This is a genomic window from Streptomyces lanatus (assembly GCF_014655715.1).
GTDB lineage: Bacteria > Actinomycetota > Actinomycetes > Streptomycetales > Streptomycetaceae > Streptomyces > Streptomyces lanatus.
This window is the reverse complement of the sequence record NZ_BNBM01000018.1, coordinates 176841-203007: the sequence shown is the minus strand read 5'-3', so window position 1 is coordinate 203007 and position 26167 is coordinate 176841. Positions and strand designations below refer to the sequence as shown.

Genomic DNA, 26167 nt, shown 5'->3' with positions numbered 1-26167 from the left:
GCTCATGACGTACGTGTCTCCCGGCCGGTGGACGCGGAGCGCCTCGCCGGGGGCTGCCAGCCGCCGGTGACTTCCTTGACGGGCTTGTGGGGGAAGCGGCGCCGGGCGTACTCCTGTGCCTGGGAGCCCGGCAGGACGTACAGGGTTTCCTTCTTGTCCTGGAGCGGGCGCAGCACGGTGTCCATGAACGTCTTGCGGTCGTCCAGGTACGGGCCCAGGACGTCCTCGCCGGCGGGGCAGACGGCGAGGCAGTAGCCGGACTTGTAGCCGGGCGGAGAGCTCAGGCTCTGCCACATGGAGGCGCTCTCGGAATCGCTGACCCGGGAGCGGTAGTCGGCGGCGTCCTCGCTGTCGGCCACGGTCTGCGCCCAGTCGGTGAACCCGCTCATGAACTCGCGGTAGTTGTGCGTGGTGCAGGCCAGTGCGTCGAACGCGCCGTCCTTGGCGATGGCGCCGACCGGACAGGCCGCGACGCACAACTTGCAGTCGATGCACGGGTTGTAGTCCAGGGCCTGCCCGTACTCACTCACCTCGGCGTCCACCAGGACGGTGACCAACAGGATGAAGCTGCCGAACTTCGGGTGGATGACGTTGCGGTGCAGGCCCATCACACCGAGCCCGGCGGCCACCGCGACCGTCTTGTGCGCCACCACCCAGATCCGCTCGTGGGGGAAGCGGTCCATCTCCTGGGGGAAGCCGACGGAGGGATTGAGCGCGCGGTGACCGGCGTCCTGGAGCGCCTGGGTAACGCCGCGGGCGGCGTGGTTGGCCTGCTCGTCGGTCTGGTGGAACTCCTGGTTGGCCACGCTGCGGGCGGGGGAGCGGCAGTTGTCGCGGTTCATCCGGACCGCCATCGCGATCAGGGTGCGGGTGCCGGGCAGCGCGGACTGCGCGTGCTCGCGCTCACCGGCCAGGTCCGGGTGGTCCAGGCTGACCGCGGCGACATCGTCCGCCCCGGCCGCCAGGCACAGCTCGCGCAGCCAGGCCGCGTCGATCACCGCGGGCGGGCGTCCCGCGTCACCGGTCCTGCGCCGGGCGAGTACGGCCTGTACGGAGGGGTGGGCGGCGAGCTTCGCCGGAAGCCTGGGAGGCGGGGCCGTCGGTTGCCCCTCGGCGTTGCGCGCGGCAGTCATCCGTACTCCTCGGGATTCGAGTCACCGGCTCTCCCGCACAGCGAGAAACCGATCGGTTTCACCACCGTAAACCGATCGGTTTCTGGACGCAACCCCGTGCGGCGAGCCGCTCCTTCGGGCCGATGGTCAAGTTCCTCCCGGGCGTGGGCCGGTCGCCGGAGGCCGGGTGTCGCGCGATGCGTCAGCGCATGCCCGCCGCATCGAGCAGGACGGCCACGGTGGGAGTGATGAGCCCGCCCTGAGTGTCGGCCTTGATTCCCGCACGGGCGCTGGCGCCGTCGAAGACCAGGATCAGCTGACGGGCCAGCAGGTCCGGGTCGCTCGCCCCGCCCTGTTCGGCCTCGGCACGGAAGAAGGCGGTCAGGTTCTCCTTGACCCGACGGGCCACCCGGCTCGCGGGGTGGCTAGGGTCCTTGAGCTCGATCTGCACGACGAGGTACCGGCAGCCCTGGAAGTCGGGTGTGCCCGCCTGCGCCTCCGCCTGTTCGAAGAGGTGCATGATCCGCTCGCGGGGTGGACGGTCGTCGTCCGCCGCGGGGAGGAGCGCCGTCACATAGGCGGAGGCGCGTTCCTCCAGGCTTGCCGCCAGCAGGTCGCCTTTGCTCTCGAACAGCTTGTACATGGAGCGCTTGGACACCCCCGCCGCCTTGCACAGCGCGTCGACGCCGATGTTGACGCCGTCTCGGTAGGTGAGTGTGGCCGCTGCCTCCAGCAGTCGCTCTCGGGAGCTTGGGATTGCTTCGGTGGTCATATTCTGAGGTTAACTCGATCCCGGGCCGTTAAAAACCGATCGGTTTACGATGGCGCCGCGAGGAAGCGTAGAAGCCGGGCGGCGCCTCGATGGGGGTGGGACCCCCGATGGCCGGCGTGTCCACCGGCCCGGGAATTCAGCCCACATCATCGGGCTCAGTGGGCGATCACAGGCTCGCCCTCCGACGGCGCCAGAGCCGCATTCGGCATCAGGAACGCCGTGAGCGCCGCGCCGACCACGAAGATCCCGGCGCCCCACGCCAGGGTGGCCGTGTAGCTCTCGACCCCGGCCTGGGCCATGGTCAGTGCGCTGGGCTTGTGTGAGGACAGGTAGTCGGTCGCGGCCGATGAGGCGACGGTGGTCAGCAGTGCCGTGCTGATCGAGCCGCCCACCTGCTGGCTGGTGTTGATCAGCGCCGAGGCGACGCCCGCGTCCTCGTGGTGCACGCCTGCGGTCGCACCTTGGAACGAGGTGGTCATCACCGCACCGATACCGAGGCCCAAAAGGATCATGCCCGGCATGATGTCGGCGACGTAGCCGCTGTCCAGCGTGAGCCGGGTCAGCAGGGCCATACCGGATGCGGAGACCAGGAAGCCGGCGCTGACCACGACCTTCGGGCCGACCCTGGGCAGCAGCAGCGAAGGCACTGTGGTCGACGCGGCGACGATGCCCGCGACCATCGGCAGGAAGGACAGACCGGCCTCGATCGGCGAGTAGCCGATGCTGGCCTCCAGGTAGTAGGTCAGGAACAGGAAGATCGAGAACATCCCCATGCCCAGGACGAACACGGCCAGGAACGAGCCGCCTCGGGTCCGGTCCAGTACGACTCGCAGCGGCAGCAGCGGATGTGCGACCCGGCGTTCCAGCCAGGCGAACACCGCGAGCAGCACCACCCCGCTGATCATGGAGCCGAGGGCGACCGGGTCGGTCCAACTGGTGGATTCGACGTGCGCGAAGCCGTAGACGATGCCGAACAGCGCGGCGCTCACCACGACGGTGCCGGGAATGTCGATCTTGGGTCGCTCGGTGACCGCGGGCTTGGCCAGCAACAGCAGCGCACCGGCCAGCGCGACGCCCGCGAAGATGACGTTGACGTACATCACCCAGCGCCACGACGCCCATTCGGTGAGCATGCCGCCGAGCAGGAGTCCGACCGCGGCGCCCGCACCGGACAGCGCACTGAAGATGCCGAACGCCTTCGGCCTCTCCGCCGGGTCGGTGAAGGTCACGCTGAGCAGTGAGAGTGCCGCGGGCGCGAGCAGCGCGGCGAAGAGGCCCTGGGCCACGCGTGCCGCGACGAGGATCTCGAAGCTGCCGGCCGCGCCACCAACGACGGAGGCGACCGCGAAACCGATCAGGCCGGTCACGAACGTCGTACGCCGGCCGAACAGGTCACCGAGCCGGCCCCCGAGCAGCAGCAGGCTGCCGAACGCCAGGGCGTACCCCGTGATGACCCACTGCCGGCTGCCGTCGCTGAAGCCGAGGTCATGTTGCGCTTCGGGCAGCGCGATGTTCACCACGGTCGCATCGAGCGTGACCATGAGCTGTGCCACGCCCAGCACGACGAGCACCCACCAGCGCACGGCGTGTGAGCCGCGGCGGCCCGAGTCTGTTGTCCCGGAGGCGGGCGCCCCGCGGTCGAAGGTGGTACTCACTTTTCCCCTTAGTCGCTGGTCATGGGCTGGCCATCGATCGGAAACCGATCTGTTTCCACCTAGGAAAACAGATCGGTTTCCACGGTGCAAGCGAGGGGTCCTCTTTGGCCTTCGGGTGACTCGGCAACGCCGAAGCCGGACGGGTGGGAGGCGGCAAGCGGCACAAGCTTGCGCTTGGAAACCGGCCGGTTTACTCTGCTGAAAACCGGTCGGTTTCTCGCCGTGAGGGCAGTCGTGATCGCGCTGAAGGACGCGAGTGCCCTCTGCGCTGGCGCCAGCAGTGGACAGGCGAGGCGCTTGTGGAGGGGTCACCCCAGGCACGTATGCGCAGTTCACACACAAGGAGTCGGCGAAATGCCCAGCCAGGATTCACGTCCCACGATGCACATTCCCGGCACCACCAGCCACACGATCGCCCCTCGCGCAGGACGTCACAGCCGCGAGGGAACGCTGCGCTACCTCAAGGCGGGCGCTGGTGCTCCGCTGGTCCTGCTGCACACCGTGCGCACGCAGGCCGAGCACTTCCGCTCCCTCATCCCGTTGATCTCGGACCAGTACACCGTGTACGCCCTGGATCTGCCGGGGATGGGTTACTCCGAGATCGTGCCCGGTGCGTCGTACGACGAGCCGGCGATGCGTGCGGGCGTGGAACGGCTGCTCACCGAACTCGACCTTGAAGATGTGACGTTGGTAGGAGAGTCGATGGGGGCGGTGCTCGCCCTGACCACCGCCGCAGATCTGCCGGAGCGGGTCCGGCGCGTCGTCGCGGTGAACACGTACGACTTCCGCGGCGGAATCGCCCGGTCCAGCCTTCTCGCCCGTGTGGTGGTCAGCGGTGTTCTCGCCCCGGGGGTGGGCCCGGTGATCGCCGGGGTGGAGCCCAGGCCGGCCCTCCGCAAGATCCTTCAGGGCGGCCTCGGCGACAAGACCGCGCTGCACGAGGACTACGTGGACGAACTCCTCCAGGTGGGCGCCCGATCCGGCTACCCGACCGTCGCCCGGGCCGTCTACCAGGCCCTGCCCAGCCTCATCGCCGCCCGCTCGCGCTACCGCGAGGTCAAGGCGCCCGTCCACCTCGTCTACGGGGAGAAGGACTGGTCCCGGCCCTCGGACCGGGAGGCCAACAAGCAGCTGCTTCCGGCCGCCGACTTCACCCAGGTTCCCGAGGCAGGCCATTTCATCGCCCTGGAACGGCCCGACGTGCTGGCCGACCTGTTGAACGCAGTGGCCTGACCGCCGGGACCACTGACCCAAGGAGAAGTGCAGCGCGGAGATCGAGATCGACGTCGACGTTTCGGCGCGGTGGCGCGGGGCCGTGGCCGGTGGCTCGACGGCCTCGTCGACCAGCTCACCGCCGAGGGCATCACCGCCGGCGCGTTCCCCGCGGACGTACTCGACCGCGACGCTCTGACCCAGGCGCTCCAGGACGCCGCCACCGCCTTCGGCCGCATCGACGTCCTGGAGTACTCCCCGGTCGGAACCTTCGGCTCCACCGTTTTGACGGCTCCGTCCGAGACCGAGCCGTCCCATGTGGAGGCCGAGATGAACTTCCGGCTGTACGGGGCCATCGCCGCCACCCAGGCGGTGCTTCCCGCCATGCGCGAGGCCGGAGCGGGCACCCTGCTCTACACCACCGGCGCCGGCTCGATCTGGCCGGACCCGCGGGTGGCCAACGTCAATGCCGCCGCAGCAGCACTGCGCAACTGGGTGAAGAACCTGCACGGGGAACTGGCCGGCACCGGCATCCAGGCTGCCCACGTCGGTATCGACGCTTCGATCGGCGTCTCCGTCATCCCCAGCTGCCGTGGGTGAGCGATGTCCCGTCCCCGCTGGTGCGTCTGATCGGCGCCGCCGAGTTCGCTGCTGCCCTCGGGCTTGTCCTCCTTCTCGCCCTCGGACAGAGGCCGGTGCCAGGAGCTCGTGCAGGACGAAGCGCGGTCCCTCAGCCGTGGCGGGGCCGCAGGCCGTTGTGGCTGCGGCCCCGCTCGGGCGTTGGGGTCAGGACGGGTCGCCGTACTGGAGGCCGCGCCCGTTGGTGCCGACGTAGACGCGGCCGTAGGTGTCGGGGTCGCCGGTGATGACGCCGACGCCGCCGATGGCGCCCCACTGGTGGTCCTTGTCGTTGACGCGGAGCCAGGTGGCGCCCTTGTCGGTGGAGCGGAAGACTCCGGTGACGTCCTTGACGGTGCCGATCAGGTAGAGGGCCTGGTAGCCGGTGCCCGGCTTGGCCTTGCCGAAGCCGAGGGCGGAGGCGGACTGCACCGACCTCAGCGTGGTGAAGGTGCGGCCGCCGTCGGTGGAGTGCAGCAGGCCCTTGTCACCGCCGGCGATCCACAGGTCCCCGGCGATTCCGGGGACGGCCGTGAGCTTGCCGGAGGGCAGGTTGCCGGCGCGGGCGGTGAAGGTCGCGCCGCCGTCGGTGCTGGCGTAGAGCGTGCCGCCGGACAGGGAGTAGAAGGTCCTGGCCGAGGAGCGGTCGGCGACGACCACGGCGTCGTTGCCCAGGCCGCCGACCCTCGACCAGCTCGCCCCGTTGTCGGTCGAGCGGTACGGGGCCTGACCGGCCTCGGTCCAGACGATGGCGGAGCCGTCCGCCGCGAGCGCGACATGGCCGTCCTGGGCACCGGCCACCGGCTCTGCCTTGAAGCCGTTCCAGCTGCTGCCGCCGTCGGTGGAGTAGGCGCCGTCCTGCGCGCCGCCCCGGCCGACGCGGACCATCATCGAGGGCTTGGACTGGGCGAAGTCGATGTCGGTGCTGTTGGTCATCATCGGGTTCTTCAGCCGCCCGGACGGCACCTTGGTCAGGTCGTCGTGCCGGAAGCCGCCCTGGTCGCCCATGGAGGTGATGACGGTGGCGCCGCCGGGAGGGGCGATCGCGTCGATCAGCGCGGTCTCCTCCAGCCCTCGGGCGCCCATGCTCCAGTGGCTGGTACCGCCGCTGTCGGAGGCATTGGCGTCCTTGCTGCGCAGGATGCCGTTGCCGGTGCCGTACAGCACGTGCCCGGAGTTGAAGGGATCGATGGCCAGAGCGGTCATCCAGTGCCCGGTGTGGGTGCCGACGTACGGGGCCGCGGCGGCGCTGCGCTTCGACTTGTCGGCCAGTGCCTTCCAGGTCGTGCCGCTGTCGGTGCTCCGGTAGATCTCGTCCTCGGGCCACCAGCGGCCGAGGGTGGTGACCATCACCGTGGACGGCTTGCGCGGGTCGACGGCCAGACCGGAGAACCCGTAAGAGCCCTGGGACGGGGAGACGTTCTTCCACGCCCCGGAGGCCGGCGTGTACTTCCACACCGAGCCCCCCGTCACGCCGTTGGGTCCGAGGTTGTTGGTGTACGTCAGGTACAGCGAGCCGTCACCGGAGAGCACGCCGTGCTGCGGCATCTGGCCGGTGGGCTGCCCGGAGACGGCCTGCCAGGAGCTGCCGCCGTCGGTGGAGCGGTACAGGGAGGTGGACCTGTCGCCGACACCGACGTAGATCGTCCTACTGCCGGCCTTGCCGTACGTCACGAAGGAGATGCCCCCGCCGCTGCCCGCCCCGTCCTTGACGGGGAACGACGAGACCTGCCGCCATGTCACGCCGTGATCGGTGCTGCGCCACAGGCCGTTCTTGCGGCTGCCCAGCAACAGGTTGCGGTTGTCCGCGGGGTCGATCACGAGGCGTTCACCCGCCCCGCGGCCGTCCTCGTTGCCGCCCACCTTGAACGGCAGATCGGTGCGCTTGAAGGTGCGGCCCCGGTCCGTGGAGCGCAGGATCGCGCCGTTGCCCGCCCAGTCGTTGGTGTAGGTGCCCGCCGAGAGGTAGAGCCGCTTGGGGTCGACGGGGTCGGTGGCCACCGAGTCGATGCCCAGCAGGTTCCAGTCCTTCTCGCCGATCCAGTCGGTCAGGGGGATCCACTGCTCGGCCCCGGTGTCCCAGCGGTAGGCGCCGCCCATGTCGGTGCGCGCGTACAGCAGGCCCTTCTCGCGCGGGTTGAACACCAGCCCGGTGACGTAACCGCCGCCCACCACCTGGGCGTTCTTCCACCTGTACGGTCCGGCCGCGGCCGTGGTCTGCGCGGTGCCGGTCCCGGACGCCTGGGTCCCGCCCGTCTTCACCAGCTTCCACTGCTGGTTGGCAGTGCCCCGGCCTGGATACTGGATGACCGTCGCGCCGTCGGCCGTGGAGCCCCCGGAGACGTCCAGCACCTGGCCGCTCCTGCGGGAGGTGAGGGTGACGGCGTCGGCACCGCTCACCTCGTCGATGCGCCACTCCTGGGAGGTGGAGGAGCTGTCGGTCTGCTGCTCGGCGGCGGCCGCCTGAGCGGTCGAACTGCCCGCTATGCCCAGCACTTTGCCGCTGTTGCGGTTCACCAGCTCGTAGTAGCCGCCCCCGGTGGGCTTCAGCTTCCACTGCTGGTTGGCGGTGTTCTGGTCGGTCCACTGCTGGATACGGGTGCCGTCGGCGGTGGAGAAGCCGTTGACGTCCAGCGCCTTGCCGCTGCGCACGGAGACCAGCCGGTAGTAGGCATCGCCGTCGACCGTCGCGGCCTGCGAGTCCTCCTGCGCGTACAGGAGATACGGCACGAGGACGGCGGGCACGCCGAGCAGCAGACCGGTGGCGGTCCAGCGGCGGCGGTGACGCCCGCGGCGCCCGCCGTTCGTGGGGTTGTCCATGGGGGTGAGGTTCTCCTTGCGTGCTGTTCACCGGAGGAAATCCGGATCCCGGCCACCGGAACTGGCCGGATCCGCTCCCTTGTCGCCACAGGCCCCACACAGGGTTGCCGTGAGTCGGGAACTTTTTGCAGGTCACCTCGTGGTGAGGCAGACGTCGATCAGCGTTCACGATGGCGTCGGTGCCCTCGACATCGACGGCCTAGGCCCGGAATGACACCGAACCGGGCGTCCTCGGCCGGCTCGGTGAGACCAAGTCCGAGGCCGGCGTGCGGACCGTCGTTCTTCCGGCCTTTCTCCACAAGGAGGTGAAGCGGCACGTCGCTTGGTTCGCTGAGAAGGGACCCGATGGTCTGATGTTCGTGGGTGAGAAGGGAGCTCCGTTCCGCCGGACATCCTTCGGTCGGATGCGGCGGCGGGCTCGTGCTCCTGTCGGTCTCCCGGACGGAGCTGCCCGGCCTCCGCCGCCGGGACGTCGACCTCGACAACCTCCGCGTCCGCGTTCGCCTGGGCGAGCCGGAGCGGATGAACGGGCGGCGGGTCCAGGGCGACACCAAGTCCGAGGCGGGCACCCGGACCGTGATTCTTCCCGCCCACCTCCGCCGGGAGCTCCGCCGGCACCTGGAGAGCTACGCCGAGTCGGGCCCTGACGGTCGGCTCTTCGTCGGCGGGAAGAGTGCACCGTTCCGTCGCAGCACCTTTGGACGGAGGTGGTGCAGAGCTCGGGAAGTCGTCGGTATGCCCGAGGGCTTCCGGTTCCACGATCTCCGGCACATCGGACACACCCTGTCCACCCGATCCGACGCCACCCGTGCCGGGCAGTCCTCCGAGCAGGCGGCGCTGATCCATCAGCACTCCGCCGACGAGCGTCAGCAGGAAGTTGCAGCCGGCCTCGACGCGACCGTCCGCAAGGCACGCCAGGATGCTGCGGCCGTGCCAGAACAGCTCACCGCCGACCCGCCGATCAGCGTTCCGGCACGGATCTGGCACGGCGCCCGAGGGCGCAGGACTGCACCGTTGTTGACCGTGGTTCACCGGGAGGTAGCAGCTCGCTTCGACGGCGCAGGCGTCTTGCGCACCTTCTGGCCGGTCGTCCCCGCCCAGGCGGGCCGAGCAGGGCGGGACGACCAGCGGGCCGTGTCGGCCCCCGTCGACCGCCCGGCTGCACACAGCCCTGGCATCGCTTGCTGGCCCCGGCCTCCGGAAACTACTCTGAATGCGCTTACATTGTCTACGGTTCACGTTCCGACAAGCACGGGGGTCCCGTCCCATGAGCGTTTCCGGTCCTGCCCCCACGGTGTACGACGTGGCCGAACGGTCCGGTGTCTCCATCGCCACGGTGTCCCGCGTCTACCGCAACCCCGAGGCCGTACGGCCCGAGACCCGGGAACGCGTCCTTGCCGTGGCCCGTGACCTGGGCTATGTGCCCAGCGGTAGCGCGCGGGGGCTCGCCAGCCGCTCCACCGGCGTCCTGGGGCTGTGCTTTCCCGACTACTCCGACCCGGACGTGGAAGCGGCGGCGGCCGATGACGACGACGCGGCGATGCTCTATTCGGACGAGATCATCCGGGGCATGGAACGGGCGGCACGCCGCCACGGCTACGCGCTCCTGATCGCGGGATCGCTGCAGGGCGGCTCCGAGGTGGCCAAGGTGGCCGGGCGGGTCGACGGGTTCGCGGTGATCGCCCGCACCGTGGCAACGGCGGAGCTGGAGGCCATCGCCCGGCGTCAGCCGGTGGTGATGCTGGCCGGGCCGCGCGAGGACGTCGACGGCGCGGACCACCTGGATCACATCGAGGTCGCCAACTTCGACGGCCAACGGGAACTGACGCGCCACCTCATCGAGGACCACGGCCTGCGCCGTCTCGCCTACATCGCCACCGGCGAGGACTCCCCGGATGTGCAGGCCCGCTTCCGGGGGTTCCTGGCGGCCTGCCATGCCGCGGGGGTGGAGGTGGATGACGAGCCGGCTCTGCGGGTGTGGATGACACAGGCGGAAGGGGCGCGCGCCGCGGACGTGCTGTGCGAACGGGGCGGTGAGCTGCCCCAGGCGTTCCTCTTCGCCAATGACCAGATGGCTGTCGGCGCTCTGCACGCGCTGGAACGGCGGGGGTTGAGGGTTCCGGACGACGTGGTGGTGACCGGCTTCGACGGGATTCCCCTCAGCCGTCTGGTCCGCCCGCCGCTGACCACCGTGCGTCAACCGATGCTGCGCATGGGGGAGGCGGCCGTGGACCTGCTCGTGGAGCGTCTGAGCGGTCAACGCACGGGAGACCCGGTGTCGATGATGCTTCCCGTGGCGGTCGTGCCCCGTGCCAGCTGCGGATGCGGCGAGGAAGTGGCGGCGGGGCCTGGCGGGCGGTGAGCCGCGCGTCCGCTTGTGCGCGGTGCGGTACCCACCTGAAGGCTGAGCGGTTGAGGCGTGCGCCGGGGGCTCCCCGGCGTGCTGTGCGGATCACTCCGTGACGGACCCGAGGTTGCCATGGTCGCCCCATCGCCCGGGGCTTCCCGTCATGCATCAATGCGTCGTACACATCCCGACGGCTCCGACGACTCCGATGGCTTGAATCAGTGGAGCGAGGGCCGCGGGTACGCGCCCCCGTTCCGCCGTCGCCCGCTGTGTCGATTTCCACAGCGGGCGCTCCGCCTCATGCCCGCCATTACATGAATAATCCGGCATATCTGTGCCGTCTGATGTCGCCGCCGTTACGGGAGCGTGACCAAGCACCCTCTTGTCAGGCTCGAAGAGTCTGCCCGACAGTGTGATGTATGCGCTTACAGGTAGCGCATACATCGGCCATTCCCGACGAGGAGCCGTCCATGCACCACGCCGCCAGAACCGCTTCGATCGCCGTCACCGTGGCGTCCGCGCTCACCCTCACCGCGTGCGGTGGCTCCGGCGGTGACGACGTCGGTGCCGATGCCAAGCAGACCCTGACCGTCTGGGCCATGGGCGCGGAGGGCGAGAAGCTCGTCGACGTCGCCAAGGAGTACGAGAAGACCCACTCCAACATCACCATCAAGGTGACCCCGGTCGGATGGGACGTGGCACACCAGAAGCTGGTCGCCGCGTCAGCCGCGGGCAAGCTGCCCGACGTCATGCAGATGGGTTCGAGCTGGCTGGGCGAGTTCGCCGACATGGGCGCCCTGGAACCGGTCGACACCAAGGTCTTCCAGAAGGGCGACTTCTTCCCGGCCGCCTGGGAGCAGGGCACGTACGACGGCAAGACCTACGGTGTTCCGTGGTACGTCGACACCCGCGTCCTCTACTACCGCACCGACCTGGCGAAGAAGGCCGGCATCAAGGGCGCCCCGGCCACGATGGCGGACCTGCAGAAGGCGGCCGAGGCTTATCAGGACAAGGCCGGCACCAAGTGGGGACTGAACATCCAGCCGAGCAATCAGGACGCCGTCCAGAGCTTCTACCCGTTCCTGTACTCGGCGGGCGGCGCGGTCCTCGACGACAACGGTAAGCCCGTCGTCAACAGCCCCGAGGCCGTCAAGGCGCTGGAGAACTACGCCGGCCTCTTCAAGAAGGGCCTGAGCGACAAGACGTTCCGGCCCGGCTACGACGTCACGAAGGACTTCAACAGCGGTGCCGTGCCGATGTTCTTCAGCGGCCCCTGGACCATCGGCCTGATCGACGACAACTTCCCCGACCTGAAGGGCAAGTGGGCTGTCGCTCCCGTACCGGCCGACAAAGCCTCCGTGTCGTGGGCCGGCGGGGCGAACCTGGCGGTCTCGGCGGACAGCTCGCACAAGGCCGCCGCGCAGGAGTTCATCCAGTACCTCACCGACACCAAGAACCAGGCCGACTGGTACCAGCGCACCAAGGATCTGCCCGCCAACACCGCCGCCTGGAAGTCGGGTGAGCTCGCCACCGACGCGAACCTGAAGGTGTTCCGCGAGCAGGCGGAGACCGCGAAGGTCCTCCCGGCCGAGCCCAAGGGCACTGAGATCACCGCCAAGGTCGACGACGCCATCGGGGCGGTCACCCAGGGCAAGTCCTCTGCGAAGGCGGCCCTGGACAAGGCGCAGTCCGAGATCGAAGGACTCGTGAAGTAGGGGTGTGGCCGGGATGTCCCTCGTGACCGGATCGGCCGCCGACGACGCGGCCTCCAAGACGAAAGCCCGCCGGGCCGGAGGCGCGAAGCCTCCGGCCGCAGCGGCGGGGCGGCGTAGCCGGGGCCGCTCGCTGAGCAGACGCAATCTGCACGGCTGGCTGTTCTCCACCCCGTTCCTGGTGCTGTTCGGCGTCTTCATGCTGTTCCCGATCGTCGCGACGCTCCTGATGAGCTTCACCGACTTCGGGGTGCGCGACGTCAGGCAGCCACTGGAGGCGGAGTTCGTCGGCCTCGACAACTACGTGAACCTGTTCGGCGACGACACGTTCCGCACGGCCCTGTTCAACACCGCCTACTTCGTGGTCGTCGGCGTACCGGTGACGGTCCTGCTCGGCCTGCTGGCCGCGATCCTGCTGAACAACGGCATCGACCGGGCCCGGACCTTCTTCCGGGTCGGCTTCTACGCCCCGGTGGTCACCTCCATCGTCGCGGTCGCCGTCGTCTGGCGCTTCGTGCTCAACCCGACGGACGGGCTGATCGCGGGCCTCGCCACGGAACTGGGCGCGAAGGCACCGGACTTCCTCGGCTCCGAGACCTGGGCCATGCCCTCGCTCATCGCGCTGGCGGTGTGGCGCAACCTCGGCACCGTCATGGTGCTGTTCATCGCGGGGCTGCAGGCGATCCCCACCGAGGTACGGGAGGCCGCGCGCCTGGACGGGGCCAGTGGCTGGGGGGAACTGCGGCGCATCACCGTGCCGTTGCTGCGGCCGACGCTGCTCTACGCCACCGTCATCACCACCATCGGCTACCTCAACGTTTTCGAGGAGCCCTTCGTGATGACCCAGGGCGGCCCCGACAACGCCACCCTGACCGTGTCCCTGGACATGTACCGGGAGGGCTTCAACTTCTTCCACATGGGCTATGCGAGCGCCATGGCGTACGTGCTGTTCGTGGTGATCATGGGCATCACGGTGCTCCAGCTCCGACTGCTGAAGGACAACACCCGATGAGCGCCCCCACGGCAACCGCACCGACCGGCCGCCGCAGCGAGGGCCGCGTCCGCAAACCGCTGCTGTACGTGATCGCGTCGCTGGGCCTGCTGGTGATGGCGGCACCGCTGCTGTGGATGGCGCTCTCCGCGTTCAAGACGAAGAAGGACCTGACGGCCAGCCCGCCCGTGTGGCTCCCGTCGCAGTGGACCCTGAGCAACTTCAGCGAGCTGCTCGACCAGCTGGACATGCCGCTGTACTTCATGAACTCGCTGATCGTGGCGGTGCTCGTGACCGTGTCCAATCTGCTGTTCTGCTCGATGGTCGGCTACGCGCTGGCGAAGCTCGACTTCACCGGCCGCTCCAAGGTCTTCGGCGTCGTGCTCATCGCCCTGATGGTGCCGGGAAACCTGCTGATCCTGCCGCTGTACGTGCTGATGAACAGGCTCGGCCTCATCGACACCTATGCCGGGCTCGTCCTGCCCTTCGCGGCGGGCGCCTTCGGGGTCTTCCTGATGCGGCAGTTCATGCAGTCCGTCCCGGACGAACTGCTCGAAGCGGCCCGGATCGACGGCGCCGGCGAGTGGTACATCTTCTTCCGCATCGTGCTGCCGCTGGTCAGACCGGCCCTGGCCACCCTGGCGATCTTCACCTTCCTCGGCTCCTGGAACAACTTCGTCTGGCCACTGATCGCGACCAACGACCCCGGCAAGTACACCCTGCCAGTGGCCCTGGCCACCTTCGCCAACGACCCCAACCGCACCATCGCCGGCGGCAACGGAATGCTGATGGCCGGGTCCCTGCTGGTGGTGCTTCCCGTCCTGGTCGTCTTCATCGCCCTGCAACGCCACTTCACCCAGGGCATCGCGACCGCCGGCCTGAAGTAGCCGCCACCCCTTCATCTCACCGTCCGGCTCCCGCGCCTCACGTTCGCCGACCGGACCTTCCTGCCCCCACATCAGAGAGACAGAAACGCACGATGACGCACACCGCGACCCGCTTCCCCGACGGCTTCCTGTGGGGCGCCTCCACCGCGGCCCACCAGATCGAGGGAAACAACGTCAACAGCGACTGGTGGCGCAAGGAGCACGACCCCGCGGCCAAGATCGCCGAACCGAGCCTGGACGCCTGCGACAGCTACCACCGCTGGGACCAGGACATGGACCTGCTCGCCGAACTCGGCTTCACCGACTACCGCTTCAGCGTCGAATGGGCCCGCATCGAACCGGTCCCCGGCACCTTCTCCCGGGCCGAGATCGCGCACTACCGCCGCATGGTGGAAGGCGCCCTCGCCCGCGGTCTGCGCCCGATGGTGACCCTGCACCACTTCACCGTGCCGCAGTGGTTCGAGGACCTCGGCGGCTTCACCGCCGACGGGGCCGTGGACCTGTTCGCCCGCTACGTCGAGGCGTGCGCGCCGATCATCGCCGACGGCGTGCGCCACGTGTGCACCATCAACGAACCCAACATGATCGCCGTGATGGCGGGTGCCGCGAAGGCGGGCGATCAGGGCTTCCCGGCGGCGGGACTGCCCACCCCCGACGAGGAGACCACCCACGCGGTCATCGCCGCGCACCACGCCGCGGTCAAGGTGGTGCGAGCGGTCAACCCCGACATCCAGGTCGGCTGGACCGTCGCCAACCAGGTCTACCAGGCCCTGCCCGGCGCCGAGGAGGTCACCGCCGCCTACCGCCATCCCCGCGAGGACGTCTTCATCGAAGCCGCCCGCGGCGACGACTGGATCGGCGTCCAGTCCTACACCCGCACCAAGATCGGCACCGACGGCCCCGTTCCCGCACCCGAGGACGCCGAGCGCACGCTGACTCAGTGGGAGTACTACCCGGCCGCCGTGGGCCACGCCCTGCGCCACACCGCCGACGTCATCGGCCCCGACATGCCGCTGATCGTCACCGAGAACGGCATCGCAACCGCCGACGAGACCCGCCGTATCGACTACTACACCGGCGCCCTCGCAGCGGTCGCCGCAGCGATCGGGGACGGCCTCAACATTCAGGGCTACCTGGCCTGGAGTGCCCTGGACAACTACGAGTGGGGCTCCTACAAGCCCACCTTCGGCCTCATCGCAGTCGACCCGGTCACGTTCGAACGCACACCCAAGCCTGCCGCCGCCTGGCTCGGCAACCTCGGCCGCACCCGCGAACTCCCGCGCGCCGCCTCCTGACACACGCGGCCGGGCGCTCCCTGCCCCGCTGAGCCCGGCCGCGTGACCGGGAGCCGGTGGGACCCCTGACCCCCACCGGCTCCCGCCTCCTTGTCCAGCCCATCCCTCACCCCACGCGCACGCCCCTTCACCCGCCCCGCTTCGAGGAGTTGAGCCCGCATGAACCGTCGTCGGTTCCTCACGTCCGCTGCCGCAGGAACAGCAGCCGTCTGCGCCACCGGACCCATCGCCTCGGCGGCTCCGGCGGCCGATACCCGCGCCGCCTCGCACACCGCGCCGCTGCGCACCTGGTTCGAAGCGACCTACCGCTCGATCACGGCCATGACCACCGACTTCGGCCTCACCACCGACAAGATCGACGTCAGCGGCACCGGCACCCCCGTTCCCTCACGGCAGACCTCGCCCACCAACATCGCCTGCGGGCTGTGGTCCACGGCGGCGGCAGGCGGCCTCGGCGTGATCTCCCGCTCCACCATGCACCACCGCCTCGCCCGCACGGTCGCGGCCGTCGAGAAACTGGAACGCGCCCACGGCTGGTGGTTCAACTGGTACGACGCCCACGACGGCTCCGTGCTGACGACCTGGCCGGAGAACGGAGACACCGTCCGCCCGTTCCTGTCCACCGTCGACAACGCCTGGCTGGTCACCGGCCTGAAGATCGCCGCCGACGCCGACCCCGCGCTGCGCCCGCGCATCGCCGCGCTCCTCGACGACGCCGACTGGTCGTACTACTACACGCCCTACGACGCGGCCGACCCGGTGGCCGGCCCCGGCCAGCTGCGCGGCGGCTTCTGGCCCGACAAGCCCGGCAAGGGCGAACCCACCGGCCACCACTACGGCGCCCTCAACACCGAACCCCGCATGGCGAGTTACCTCGGCATCGCCGACGGCTCGCTGCCCTCCGACCACTACTGGCACATCTTCCGCACCCTGCTGCCCGGCATGGGCCAGGAGCAGGAACCCGCGGGCGCGTACGCCATGATGGACGGCGTACGGGTGTGGGAAGGCCACTACACCTACCGCGGCCGCAACCTCGTCCCCTCCTGGGGCGGGTCGATGTTCGAGGCCCTGATGGTGCCGCTGTTCGTACCCGAAGCGGAGTGGTCACCGCACTCCTGGGGCACCAACCACCACCGCTACGTACGCAGCCAGATCGAGCACGGCCTGATCGAGGCCAAGTACGGATACTGGGGCTTCTCGCCCGCCAACATCCCCGAAGGCGGCTACCGCGAGTACGGCGTCGACGCGATCGGCATGCAGGAGGACGGCTACAACAGCCTCGGCGTGGTCACCCCGCACGCCTCCTTCCTCGCCCTCCCGCAGGCACCGAACGAGGCCCTCGCCAACCTCACGGCACTCGACCGGGACTTCGGCGCGTACGACGACCGCTATGGCTTCCGCGACTCCGTGAACGTCACCACCGGCCGCGTCAGCGACTTCGTCCTCGCACTCGACCAGGGCATGATCGCCGCGGCACTCGCCCAGCAACTGCGACCGGGACTGCTGCAACGCCCCTTCCGCACAGGCGGGTTCCGGTCACGGGTACGGCCCCTGCTGGGCAAGGAACGCTTCAGCATCTGAGCTTCCCGGTCCGCACGTTGCGCCCGCGCCTCCCACCGGTCTGGACAACAAAGAACCCCGGGTCCCTGACCTGGGGTTTCGCATGGAGCGGGTGACGAGAATCGAACTCGCGCTCTCAGCTTGGAAGCGACGGTGTCGCGCTGGGCTCGGTCGGACGTCCAGTCAAGGCACGCCTTTCCGCGTGCACGGGGCTTGGGTGAAGCCCGTTCTGACGCTGCAAGGCCCATGGCCGCTTCTGCTGCCCTCTTGTGTTCGATGCATTCGACTCCTAATGTCGTCTTCGTTTCGCGCGTGTGCTCTGATCTGCGGTTTTGTGCACGGAAGCGCTTCGACACGGGTGCCGACCGGGCCCCGTCGGCTACATCGCGCGTCCCGCCGTTCCCTGCCCGATGGTTCCCTGACAGCTGGAGATGTCATGCAAATGTCACGTCGTGGCGTTCTGATCCTCGGCTCCGTCGGCGCGGCCGTCGCCGGAGGTCTTCCCGCGGGATCGGCCCGGGCCGCTGAGACGGCCGACACAGCGGACGCCTCCACGCGCACCGAGCGCCTGTATCTGTCCGGAGAGGACGCCGACCACCCGGTCGACTGGGACTTCCTGTGCACCAGCGGTCGGCGCAGCGGCAGTTGGGGCAGCATCCCGGTTCCGTCCAACTGGGAGTTCCACGGATACGGTACGTACAACTACGGGTGGAATCTGGTCCCGGAGGAAAAGGGCCGCTACCGGCACACCTTCACGCCGCCCGCCCACTGGCGTGACAGACGCGTCTTCCTCGTCTTCGAGGGCTCGATGACCGACACCGAGGTGTGGATCAACGGCGAGTCGGCCGGGCCCGTCCACCGCGGCGGCTTCTACCGGTTCCGGCACGAGGTGACCGGAAAGCTGCGTCCGGGCCAGGACAACCTCCTGGAGGTGACGGTCAGCAAGGAGTCCACCGACGACTCCGTCAACCGGGCCGAACGCCTGGGCGACTACTGGAACTTCGGCGGCATCTACCGCCCCGTCCACCTGGAGGCGTTCCCGCTCCAGCACATCGAGCGCATCGCCGTCGACGCCCGCGCCGACGGCACGCTGCGGATCGACGCCCATCTGTCGGGTACCGGCACCGCCGACCGTCTCGTCGCCCGGGTCACCGACCTCTCCGGGCGCCCGGTCGGCGCCCCGTTCACCGCGGCCGCCGCTCCCGGCGACACGACGGTGACCCTCAGGACCACCGTCGACTCCCCCCGGCAGTGGACGGCGGAGACCCCGCACCTCTACCGCGTCGAGGTCGCGCTCCGCGCCGGCGACCGCCGCACCGTCCACCGCGTCGACGAGAGGTTCGGCTTCCGCACCGTCGAGGTCCGGCCCGGCGACGGCGTGTACGTCAACGGCGTCAAGATCCTCCTCAAGGGAGCCAACCGGCACACCATCTGGCCCACGTCCGGCCGGGCGACCAGCGCGCGCATCAGCCGCAAGGACATCCTGCTGATGCGGGAGATGAACATGAACGCGGTCCGGATGTCCCACTACCCGCCGGACAGTCACTTCCTCGACCTCGCCGACGAACTCGGGCTGTACGTGCTCGACGAACTGGCCGGCTGGCAGAAGTCGTACGACGAGGCGGCGGGCAGGCCCCTCGTCGCCGAGATGGTCACCCGTGATGTCAACCACCCGTCGATCCTGTTCTGGTGCAACGGCAACGAAGGCGGCTGGAACACCGCCCTCGACGGTGACTACGCCCGCCACGACCCCCAGCGGCGCACCGTCCTCCACCCCTGGGCGAACTTCGGCGGCATCAACACCGACCACTACGAGACGTACGACAGCACGCGCCGCATCCTCCAGGAACGGGGCGACGTCTTCATGCCCACCGAGTTCCTCCACGGCCTCTACGACGGCGGCGCCGGCGCGGGGCTCGACGACTACTGGAAGCTGATGGGCCGTGAACGGCTCTCCGCCGGAGGCTTCCTGTGGTCACTGATCGACGAGGGCATCGTGCGGGACGACCTCGGCGGCGCCATCGATGTGGCGGGCAATGCCGCACCCGACGGCATCCTCGGCCCCTTCCGCGAGAAGGAGGCCAGCTTCCACACGATCAAGGACATCTGGTCTCCCGTACAGCTCGCCGAGCCGGAGCGGTTCGCCTCCGGCCTGCCGGACGACTTCGACGGGCGGATCGGCCTCACCAACCACTACGCCTTCACCAACACCCGTACCTGCCGGTTCACTTGGCGCCTCCTGGACTTCCGCACCCCGTCGCAGCGGCGGGACGGCCACACGGTGCGTGCCCAGGGCAACGCCTCCGCCCCGGACATCGAGCCCGGCGCGCAAGGAGTGCTGCGCCTGCCCCTGCCGTCCGGCTGGCGACGTGCCGACGCCCTGGCGCTCACCGTCACCGATGCCGACGGCCGCGAGATCCGCGGCTGGACGTGGACCATCGCGTCCGCCGCCGACCAGGCCCGACGGCTGGTACGGACGGGCCCGGGACCAGCCGTACGCGGCCGGCTTGCGGACGCCAGGCTCACCCTCGCATCCCGCCACACCACGGTCACGCTCGACGCCACGACGGGCATGCTGGCCGGTGTCACCCATCGAGGGAGTGACTTCGCGCTGTCCCGCGGCCCGCTGCCCACCACCGGAACGGCCGACCTCACCCGCCTGACGCACGGGCCCGACGGCAACGGCTACACGGTGCGGGCCGAGTACTCCGGCGTCCTGCGCCACGTCCGGTGGCATCTGCACCCCAGCGGCTGGCTGCAGTTGGACTACCGCTACCACCTCACCGGCGAGCACGACTTCTTCGGCGTCGGCTTCGACCACCCCGAATCGCAGGTGAACGGCGTGACGTGGCTCGGCCACGGACCCCACAGGGTGTGGAAGAACCGGCTGCGCGGCGTCGCGACGGACGTCTGGACGAAGCAGTACAACGACACCGCGACCGGTGCCGACGGCTGGGTGTACCCGGAGTTCAAGGGCTACCACGCGGACGTCCGCTGGGCGTCCCTGCACACCACCGCCGGACGTCTCACCGTGGTCTCCGAGGACGAGGACCTCTACCTGCGCCTCTTCACACCCCGGTTCGGACCCGACCCCCGCCACACCGCCCCGCCCTTCCCGAAGGGCGATCTCTCCTTCCTCGACGCCATCCCGGCGATCGGCACCAAGTTCGACCCGCCGGCCGCGCTCGGCCCCAGCGGCGCCCCCACCACGGCGACGGGCGACTACGGACGAACCCTGTACTTCTCGTTCTCCCAGTAGCACGGCTCTGGTGACGCAGCTGTCTGGGGCATCCCCGACGAAATGTGGAAAGTCTGTGTCAGGCCACGATCCAAGTGCGTGAACTCTCAATAAAAGTACGTCCCTTGTGCAAGGGTGGCGATCATCCGGGGCCTCGATCCGGCCGCCCCTGCCTACCTTCCTTTCGCACCAGGGAACACGCATGCCCCCCACCCCCCACCCGGCCCCGATACCGGGCGCGAGACGCGCCGCCCGGATCACCGTGGCCGCCCCGAGGCCGTGTCGGAGACCGCGTGCCCACTGACCGCGACCTGGCAGTCGGCCTGCTTGCCCGGCGCACCGCGGCACTGGTTCTGCTCGTTGCCGTCCGGCAGCGGCGAGGCCATGGCCTGGAAGGACTTCCGCTGCCCGGCACGGGTGCAACTTTCGGATGACCGGAGCCCGGCCTGTCGGCGGGGACCGTCCCACTGGCCGGCGGAGTGAATGCCTCACGGGGCCGAGATGGGATGGCGGTGCGGGTCACCACCGATGAGGAGTACGCGAATGAACAGAGCGAGGGCCAGGACCGCGACAGCGTTGGCGATCGCCCTGGCGGTCGTCTCCGGCACCGCGTCGGCGGCCACGGCTGCCGGCACGGGCGCTGTACGGGCAGACATCCGTGCCGATGTGAACCGTGACGGTGCAGTCGATGTCACCGGGGAGTCCGATGTCGCGGGCAAGACGGCGTGGTGCAGCGGGCGGGGTGCGATCTTCCTGCCCAACCTCGGTGACAGGCAGCGGCGTTGCAAGACGAGGACCCCGGACGGCCGTTGGCTGTCCAACGCCCGGCTCCAGGCCTGCAACGACGCCCAGGGCAACGTCGTACGGGCTCCGGAGTACCTGGGGCAGCAGGCGCAGGACCCGCTGGTGCTGGAGACCGGCTGGCTCGGCATCGGTCACGTGGACGAGTTCGTGCAGTTCCTGCCCGCCGACACCCCGCGCGGCTGGAAGATCGGCGTCGCCGACCCAGAGGGCGGGCTCGCCCTGCTGCGCAAGGCACAGCGCGACGGGCACGGGCACACCAAGGTGTTCTCCATTCCCCGCTCCTCCGCCGACGGCCGCGTCCCCACGATCGACCAGGCCCTGTCCGACCGGCAGTTGCTCAAGGACAAGGGCGGCTTCGCAGGCTTCCCCGGTCAGCGTCCCGCCCCGGCGCAGGACCGCCCGGTCGGCGCCTACCACCCCGGGGCCGTCAACGGCGTCGCGCTGACCCCCACGACCTACCTCGCCCCCAAGCAGTGGGGGCCGGTCATCGGCGGCAAGGACATCCTCGCCGAGGCGGTGACCCGGGCGTACGCCAAGGCCGGCATGCGGGTGCGCTACCTGGACGACTGGCGTACCCACCACGTCTTCGGCGGCGAGGTGCACTGCGGCACCAACACGATCCGCGCCGCCGGCACCCCCTGGTGGAACTCCCCCAAGTAGGACCGGACTGACCGTACACAGGAGACTCAAGTGAGATACCGCAAGACCCTGCCCTGCCTCGCTGCCGTGGCCCTGGCCTGCTTCGCGACCGCCTGCAGCAGCACGTCCGGCGGCGACCCGGCCACCCCGTCGACGACGTCCGCCGCGGCCCGCTCGTCGTCGGCCTCCGAGGAGCGGAACAAGGCGCTCGTTCTGCGCCTGTACTCGGAGGCGTTCAACAAGGACAAGACCGACGTGGTGAAGGAACTCGTCGGCACCGACTACGTGCAGCACGACAAGTCGGTGCCCGGCGGAGCCGACGGACAGGTCAAGCAGTTCAAGGACGTCAAGGCGAAGATTCCCGGCGCGGTGGCGACCGTCAAGCACGTGGCCGCCGACGGTGACCTGGTGGCCGTGCACTGGCAGGCGTCGGCCACCCCGAAGAACGAGGCGACGGGCGAGGCCAAGGCCGACCTGTTCCGGGTCGACAACGGCAAGCTGGTCGAGCACTGGGGCATCACACAGACCGTGCCGGCGAAGACGGCCAGCGGGAACTCGCTGTTCAGCGACGTGTACCGGTACCCGAACGGGGCACGGACCCTGTCCGAGGAACAGGAGGAGAAGAACCGGAAGTTCGCGGTCGACGCGTACCGCAAGCTCTCCGACGGTGACGCGAGCGTGATCGACAAGAGCTGGGACCGGCGGTACTACCAGCACAACCCGATCGCCCCGAACGGAACGGCTCCGCTGAAGCGGTTCTTCCAGCAGAACACGCAGAGCTCCCCCTCGCCCAGCGGTACCGGAGGCGGCGGGACCCGGTTCGGCAACACCCTCGCCGACAGGGACCTGGTGTGGGTCTTCAGCTCCGACTACGTCGTCGTGGACCTCTTCCGCGTGGTCGACGGAAAGATCATCGAGCACTGGGACGTCGTCGCCGACGGGCAGTAGCTCCCTCGGGTCACGCGGAGCGAACCACCAGCGGCTGAGCCATACCCCGCGCGGCGCTTCGCACCGACCAGCGGGCATCGCCTGCCGGACTGATCCGGAGTGGCGGTTGCGATGGCGGATCCGGCAACACCGCCCGGAACGGAGACCGGCCCCCGCCGATCGGAGGGGGCCGGTCTCGGCCGACCGGCGGGGCACCCCCCGAAGCCCGGCGGATGGTCGACCTCTCCCCGCCTCGGCAAGGTTGTCCCGGTGACCGAGATCGAAAGCGCCAAGAAGACGCCTCGTCGGCCCTCACCCTCACCCGGGTCCGCCACGGCGACGGAACGCCCCGCACCGATGGCCCGGCTGGTCGGGGTGGACCTCGCCCGTGCACTGGCCGTGTTCGGAATGTTCGCCGTGCACGTCGGCCCCGCACCCACGCCGGGCGGCGGCGTCGGCGACTGGTTCCTGGAGCTGGCGAGCGGCCGGGCGTCGGCACTGTTCGCCACCCTCGCCGGGTTCTCGCTGATGCTGATCGCGGGCCGCCTCGAGCCGAAGACCGGACTGGCCGGCCGGCAGGCGAAGGCCCGGATCGTGATCCGCGCCGTGATCCTGCTGGTGCTGGGCAGCGCGTTGGCGATGACCATCTTCGGCGGCGCCGGGATCCTCAACTTCTACGCGGTGTACTTCCTGTTGGCCTTGCCCCTGCTGCGGCTGCGGGCCAGGACGCTCGCGATCATCGCGGTGACGCTCGCGGTCGTCACGCCACAGGTGGCGTATGTGACCCGGGCACTGCTCACCGAGTCGATCGTGCACAGCATCGACTCCTACGACCCGATCGCGCGCATCTCCGGCGTGGGCGTGCTCGATCTCCTGCTCACCGGCCTCTACCCGGCGATCACCTGGATGACGTTCGTGGTCACCGGCATGACGCTCGGCCGACTGGATCTGAGCTCCGGTGCGGTGCGGCGGCGGCTGGCCGTGGTGGGTCCCGCGCTGATCGCGTTCGGATACGGCGTCTCGTGGCTGGTGCTCCGGCTGACCGGCGGCGCTCAGAAGATCATGGCCGGGATGGCTGGGATGCCCGCCATGAAGGACCCGGGCGCCATGAAGGACCCCGGCATGGCGGCGGGATCCTTCGACTCGCCGGTCGGTGGCGGGCTGTGGGGCCCCGACGCATGGGGGCTGCTGGCAGCCGAGCCGCACAGCGGTTCCACGTTCGACCTCATCGGCAGCATCGGGATCGCGATCACCGTGCTGCTGTGCCTGACGGTGGCCCTGGACCGACTGTCGTGGCTGCGTCGGCTCGCAACTCCGATCATCGCCGTCGGCACCATGTCCTTGACCCTGTACGTGGGCCACATCCTGGTGATCCTCGCCCTGCCCGGCGAAGCGGCCACCCCGCCGCAGTCCGCCTCCGCCGCGCTGCTGCTCTGCTTCATCGTCGGGGCCACCGTGTTCGCGGCGGTCTGGTCGCGCTTCTTCCGCCGCGGACCGCTGGAGTATCTGCTCAACGGCGCCACCAAACTGGCGAATCGCGTCCGCTGAGCCTGCCGCTCCGCCTCAACCCTGACTCCAAGGACCTTCGCCATGGCCGCCATCCCCACCGCGCCCGCCCGGAGCGCCGACTCCCATGGCCTCCGCCGGGAATCGCACCACCGCGCCCACCGGCCGGAGGCTCCGGCGCGCTGGGAACGCCCGGCGCTGGCCGCGGTGCTGGGCGTCGCCGCACTGCTGTACGCCTGGGGCATGGGGCACGCCGCGATCCACCCCTACTACAGCTCGGCGATACGGTCGATGGCCACCAGTTGGCGGGCCTTCTTCTTCGGCGGTCTCGACACCAGCGGTTCGATCACGCTCGACAAGTTGCCCGGCGCCTTCTGGCCCGATGCCCTCTCCGTATGGATCTTCGGGCCGCACACGTGGGCGGCCGCGCTGCCCCATGTGATCGAGGGCGTGCTCACCGTCTGGCTGCTGCACCGGATCGTACGGGCCTGGGCCGGACCGTTCGCCGCACTGATCGCCGCGCTGACGCTCACCTTCACTCCGGTCACCGTGGCACTGAACAGGGCCACCATCCCGGACACCGCACTCACCCTGCTACTGGTGGCGGCCGCCGGAGCCCTGCAGAAGGCGATCCGGACCGGGCGGCTGCTCCCGCTGATCACGTGTGGCGTCTGGGTCGGGCTCGCCTTCCAGACGAAGATGCTGCAGGCCTGGCTCGTCCTGCCGGTCTTCGCCGTGGTCTATCAACTCGCGGCGGGCGACTCGCCGTTGCGGAGGGCACTGCGCCTCCTGCTGAGCGGTGCGGTCGCGCTGGCCGTCTCCTGCTCGTGGGCGCTGATCGCGTGGGCGACTCCCGCAGCCAACCGCCCGTATGTCGACGGTACGTCGAACAACGACCCCTTCAGCCTGGTCTTCGGCTACAACGGCTTGAGCCGCTTCAGCGACGACGACACCGCCTTCGGCGCCGTCTCGGCCACCGCCGCCAGCCGCACCTCCGGAAACACCGGCTGGGGGATGCTCGTCAACGACACCGTCGGCCCGCAGATCGCCTGGTTCCTGCCGCTCGCCGTGCTCGCCGTCGTCACGGCCCTGGTCTGGCGCGCCCGTGAGCCGCGGACCGACCCTCTGCGTGCGGGTTTCCTCCTCTGGGGTGGTTGGCTCGCCGTCCATGCCGTGGTGTTCAGCGTCTCCAACGGCAATCACGTCTACTACACGGCCGTGCTCGCACCGGCGATCGCCGCGCTGGCCGGAGGCGGGCTCGCGCTCTTCCGCTCCGCGTACGAGGCGGGCGGCCGGCGACGGCTGTGGCTGCCGTCGGCGATCGTACTGACGGTGGCCTGGGCGTTCGTACTCGACGGGCCGACGTGGTTCGTCTCCCGGCTGCTGGCGTTCGCCGTGATCTCCGCGGTGTGCGCGGCGTTCGGCCTGTGGTCCAGCGGGTCACGCGCCTCCCGGCGGCTGGTCCGAGGCTCCCTGGCCGCCGGAATCGCGGCCACTCTGCTCGTACCCGCCGGCTGGGCCGCCTCGTCCCTCGACCCGCGCTTCGCGGGCGCCGCCACGTCGCCGACGGCCGGTCCGGTCGGCGAGTTCCACCACAGAGCCCTCCACGACCCGCGCGTTCTCCGCCGGGCCGAGCTCGACCGGCCCAGCGCCCGCGACACCGCCCTGCTGGACTACCTCGTAGCGCACCGCAGAGGCGAGAAGTACCTGCTCGCCACTCAGGCCGCCTACCCCGCGGAACGTCTGCTGCGCGCTCAGGCCCAACCCGTGCTCGTCATGGGCGGGTTCACCGGGAAGGCCCCCTTCCCCAGCGCCCCGCAGCTGGGCAACCTGATCGCCACTCACCAACTCCGCTACGTGCTGCTCACTCATCTACGACCCACGACCCCCGCCACAACCTGGGTGAAGTCCCGCTGCGGGCGCATCCGCTCCGGGGCCTACGGCTGGCGCACCAAGGGCAACTTCGGCCTTTACGACTGCCGCGCGCAGGGCTGAGCGGAACGCACCCCCGCCGATCGGCGGGGGTGCATCAGCCGACTGCCGGATGGGCAATGCGGAAGAAATGCAAAATA

The 26167-nt window shown here is 69.7% G+C and carries 18 protein-coding genes and 2 pseudogenes; 15 read left to right on the top strand and 5 right to left on the bottom strand.

Going from position 1 to position 26167, the window contains the following annotated elements:
* Positions 1 to 2 precede the first annotated feature (2 nt).
* From IE325_RS36465 to IE325_RS36455, 3 genes are all read right to left on the bottom strand, one after another.
* A complete protein-coding gene (locus IE325_RS36465; RefSeq protein ID WP_190074432.1) occupies positions 3 to 1133 on the bottom strand; it encodes a 4Fe-4S binding protein in 1131 nt (376 codons plus the stop codon).
* A gap of 181 nt (positions 1134 to 1314) precedes the next feature.
* Positions 1315 to 1884: a TetR/AcrR family transcriptional regulator gene (locus tag IE325_RS36460; protein ID WP_190074431.1), complete on the bottom strand. Its 570-nt coding sequence runs from the start codon at positions 1882 to 1884 to the stop codon at positions 1315 to 1317.
* A 155-nt stretch (positions 1885 to 2039) separates the two neighbouring features.
* A complete protein-coding gene (locus IE325_RS36455) occupies positions 2040 to 3539 on the bottom strand; it encodes an MFS transporter (RefSeq protein ID WP_190074430.1) in 1500 nt (499 codons plus the stop codon).
* A gap of 354 nt (positions 3540 to 3893) precedes the next feature.
* Here IE325_RS36455 and IE325_RS36450 point away from each other — a divergent pair, with 354 nt between their 5' ends.
* Entirely contained in the window at positions 3894 to 4772 is an 879-nt protein-coding gene (locus tag IE325_RS36450; protein ID WP_190074429.1) for an alpha/beta fold hydrolase, read from the top strand.
* A 69-nt stretch (positions 4773 to 4841) separates the two neighbouring features.
* Positions 4842 to 5351: an SDR family NAD(P)-dependent oxidoreductase gene (locus IE325_RS36445; protein ID WP_229912271.1), complete on the top strand. Its 510-nt coding sequence runs from the start codon at positions 4842 to 4844 to the stop codon at positions 5349 to 5351.
* 186 nt (positions 5352 to 5537) lie between these two features.
* On the opposite strand, the gene IE325_RS36440 is transcribed toward IE325_RS36445, so the two are convergent.
* Complete coding sequence (locus tag IE325_RS36440; RefSeq protein WP_190074428.1) at positions 5538 to 8189, bottom strand: RICIN domain-containing protein; 2652 nt, start codon at positions 8187 to 8189, stop codon at positions 5538 to 5540.
* A gap of 242 nt (positions 8190 to 8431) precedes the next feature.
* On the opposite strand from IE325_RS36440, the pseudogene IE325_RS46345 reads away from it, so the two are divergent.
* The 9 genes and pseudogenes from IE325_RS46345 to IE325_RS36400 form a co-directional block, all read left to right on the top strand.
* Positions 8432 to 8584: pseudogene (locus IE325_RS46345) on the top strand (tyrosine-type recombinase/integrase); the annotation flags it as partial.
* A gap of 49 nt (positions 8585 to 8633) precedes the next feature.
* Positions 8634 to 9113, top strand: a pseudogene (locus IE325_RS36435) (site-specific integrase); the annotation flags it as partial.
* Between the two features lie 343 nt (positions 9114 to 9456).
* Entirely contained in the window at positions 9457 to 10551 is a 1095-nt protein-coding gene (locus IE325_RS36430; RefSeq protein WP_190074427.1) for a LacI family DNA-binding transcriptional regulator, read from the top strand.
* Positions 10552 to 11006: 455 nt separating this feature from the next.
* Positions 11007 to 12251: a sugar ABC transporter substrate-binding protein gene (locus IE325_RS36425; protein WP_190074426.1), complete on the top strand. Its 1245-nt coding sequence runs from the start codon at positions 11007 to 11009 to the stop codon at positions 12249 to 12251.
* A gap of 13 nt (positions 12252 to 12264) precedes the next feature.
* On the top strand, positions 12265 to 13260 hold the full coding sequence (locus IE325_RS36420; protein WP_190074425.1) for a carbohydrate ABC transporter permease: 996 nt from the start codon (positions 12265 to 12267) through the stop codon (positions 13258 to 13260).
* Positions 13257 to 14126: a carbohydrate ABC transporter permease gene (locus tag IE325_RS36415; RefSeq protein WP_190074424.1), complete on the top strand. Its 870-nt coding sequence runs from the start codon at positions 13257 to 13259 to the stop codon at positions 14124 to 14126. Before IE325_RS36420 ends, IE325_RS36415 begins: the two co-directional genes overlap by 4 nt.
* 92 nt (positions 14127 to 14218) lie before the next feature.
* The gene (locus IE325_RS36410) at positions 14219 to 15421 is read left to right on the top strand and encodes a glycoside hydrolase family 1 protein (RefSeq protein ID WP_190074423.1); all 1203 of its coding nucleotides are present in this window, start codon (positions 14219 to 14221) and stop codon (positions 15419 to 15421) included.
* Positions 15422 to 15580: 159 nt separating this feature from the next.
* Positions 15581 to 17002, top strand: a complete 1422-nt coding sequence (locus tag IE325_RS36405) for a glucoamylase family protein (RefSeq protein WP_190074422.1) — start codon at positions 15581 to 15583, stop codon at positions 17000 to 17002.
* Between the two features lie 421 nt (positions 17003 to 17423).
* The gene (locus IE325_RS36400; protein ID WP_190074421.1) at positions 17424 to 20240 is read left to right on the top strand and encodes a glycoside hydrolase family 2 TIM barrel-domain containing protein; all 2817 of its coding nucleotides are present in this window, start codon (positions 17424 to 17426) and stop codon (positions 20238 to 20240) included.
* Between the two features lie 236 nt (positions 20241 to 20476).
* Here IE325_RS36400 and IE325_RS46735 read toward each other — a convergent pair whose 3' ends face one another.
* Positions 20477 to 20605 (bottom strand): hypothetical protein, encoded by a 129-nt coding sequence (locus IE325_RS46735; protein ID WP_268256383.1) that lies wholly within the window; start codon positions 20603 to 20605, stop codon positions 20477 to 20479.
* A 97-nt stretch (positions 20606 to 20702) separates the two neighbouring features.
* On the opposite strand from IE325_RS46735, the gene IE325_RS36395 reads away from it, so the two are divergent.
* From IE325_RS36395 to IE325_RS36380, 4 genes are all read left to right on the top strand, one after another.
* The gene (locus IE325_RS36395) at positions 20703 to 21683 is read left to right on the top strand and encodes a protein-arginine deiminase family protein (RefSeq protein WP_373315283.1); all 981 of its coding nucleotides are present in this window, start codon (positions 20703 to 20705) and stop codon (positions 21681 to 21683) included.
* 30 nt (positions 21684 to 21713) lie between these two features.
* Positions 21714 to 22610 carry a nuclear transport factor 2 family protein gene (locus IE325_RS36390; RefSeq protein ID WP_190074419.1) on the top strand — a complete coding sequence of 299 codons (897 nt, stop codon included), beginning with the start codon at positions 21714 to 21716 and terminating at the stop codon, positions 22608 to 22610.
* 249 nt (positions 22611 to 22859) lie between these two features.
* Positions 22860 to 24137 carry a DUF418 domain-containing protein gene (locus IE325_RS36385; RefSeq protein ID WP_190074418.1) on the top strand — a complete coding sequence of 426 codons (1278 nt, stop codon included), beginning with the start codon at positions 22860 to 22862 and terminating at the stop codon, positions 24135 to 24137.
* Positions 24138 to 24179: 42 nt separating this feature from the next.
* Complete coding sequence (locus IE325_RS36380; protein WP_190074417.1) at positions 24180 to 26090, top strand: ArnT family glycosyltransferase; 1911 nt, start codon at positions 24180 to 24182, stop codon at positions 26088 to 26090.
* Positions 26091 to 26167 lie beyond the last annotated feature (77 nt).

Excerpts from the sequence above, each read along its gene's own strand:
- IE325_RS36420 (WP_190074425.1), top strand. The coding sequence starts at position 12,265 with ATGTCCCTCGTGACCGGATCGGCCGCCGACGACGCGGCCTCCAAGACG.
- IE325_RS36380 (WP_190074417.1), top strand. The coding sequence starts at position 24,180 with ATGGCCGCCATCCCCACCGCGCCCGCCCGGAGCGCCGACTCCCATGGC.
- IE325_RS36425 (WP_190074426.1), top strand. The coding sequence starts at position 11,007 with ATGCACCACGCCGCCAGAACCGCTTCGATCGCCGTCACCGTGGCGTCC.
- IE325_RS46735 (WP_268256383.1), bottom strand. The coding sequence starts at position 20,605 with ATGGCCTCGCCGCTGCCGGACGGCAACGAGCAGAACCAGTGCCGCGGT.
- IE325_RS36410 (WP_190074423.1), top strand. The coding sequence starts at position 14,219 with ATGACGCACACCGCGACCCGCTTCCCCGACGGCTTCCTGTGGGGCGCC.
- IE325_RS36460 (WP_190074431.1), bottom strand. The coding sequence starts at position 1,884 with ATGACCACCGAAGCAATCCCAAGCTCCCGAGAGCGACTGCTGGAGGCA.
- IE325_RS36395 (WP_373315283.1), top strand. The coding sequence starts at position 20,703 with ATGCCTCACGGGGCCGAGATGGGATGGCGGTGCGGGTCACCACCGATG.
- IE325_RS36440 (WP_190074428.1), bottom strand. The coding sequence starts at position 8,189 with ATGGACAACCCCACGAACGGCGGGCGCCGCGGGCGTCACCGCCGCCGC.
- IE325_RS36405 (WP_190074422.1), top strand. The coding sequence starts at position 15,581 with ATGAACCGTCGTCGGTTCCTCACGTCCGCTGCCGCAGGAACAGCAGCC.
- IE325_RS36465 (WP_190074432.1), bottom strand. The coding sequence starts at position 1,133 with ATGACTGCCGCGCGCAACGCCGAGGGGCAACCGACGGCCCCGCCTCCC.
- IE325_RS36450 (WP_190074429.1), top strand. The coding sequence starts at position 3,894 with ATGCCCAGCCAGGATTCACGTCCCACGATGCACATTCCCGGCACCACC.
- IE325_RS36430 (WP_190074427.1), top strand. The coding sequence starts at position 9,457 with ATGAGCGTTTCCGGTCCTGCCCCCACGGTGTACGACGTGGCCGAACGG.
- IE325_RS36415 (WP_190074424.1), top strand. The coding sequence starts at position 13,257 with ATGAGCGCCCCCACGGCAACCGCACCGACCGGCCGCCGCAGCGAGGGC.
- IE325_RS36400 (WP_190074421.1), top strand. The coding sequence starts at position 17,424 with ATGTCACGTCGTGGCGTTCTGATCCTCGGCTCCGTCGGCGCGGCCGTC.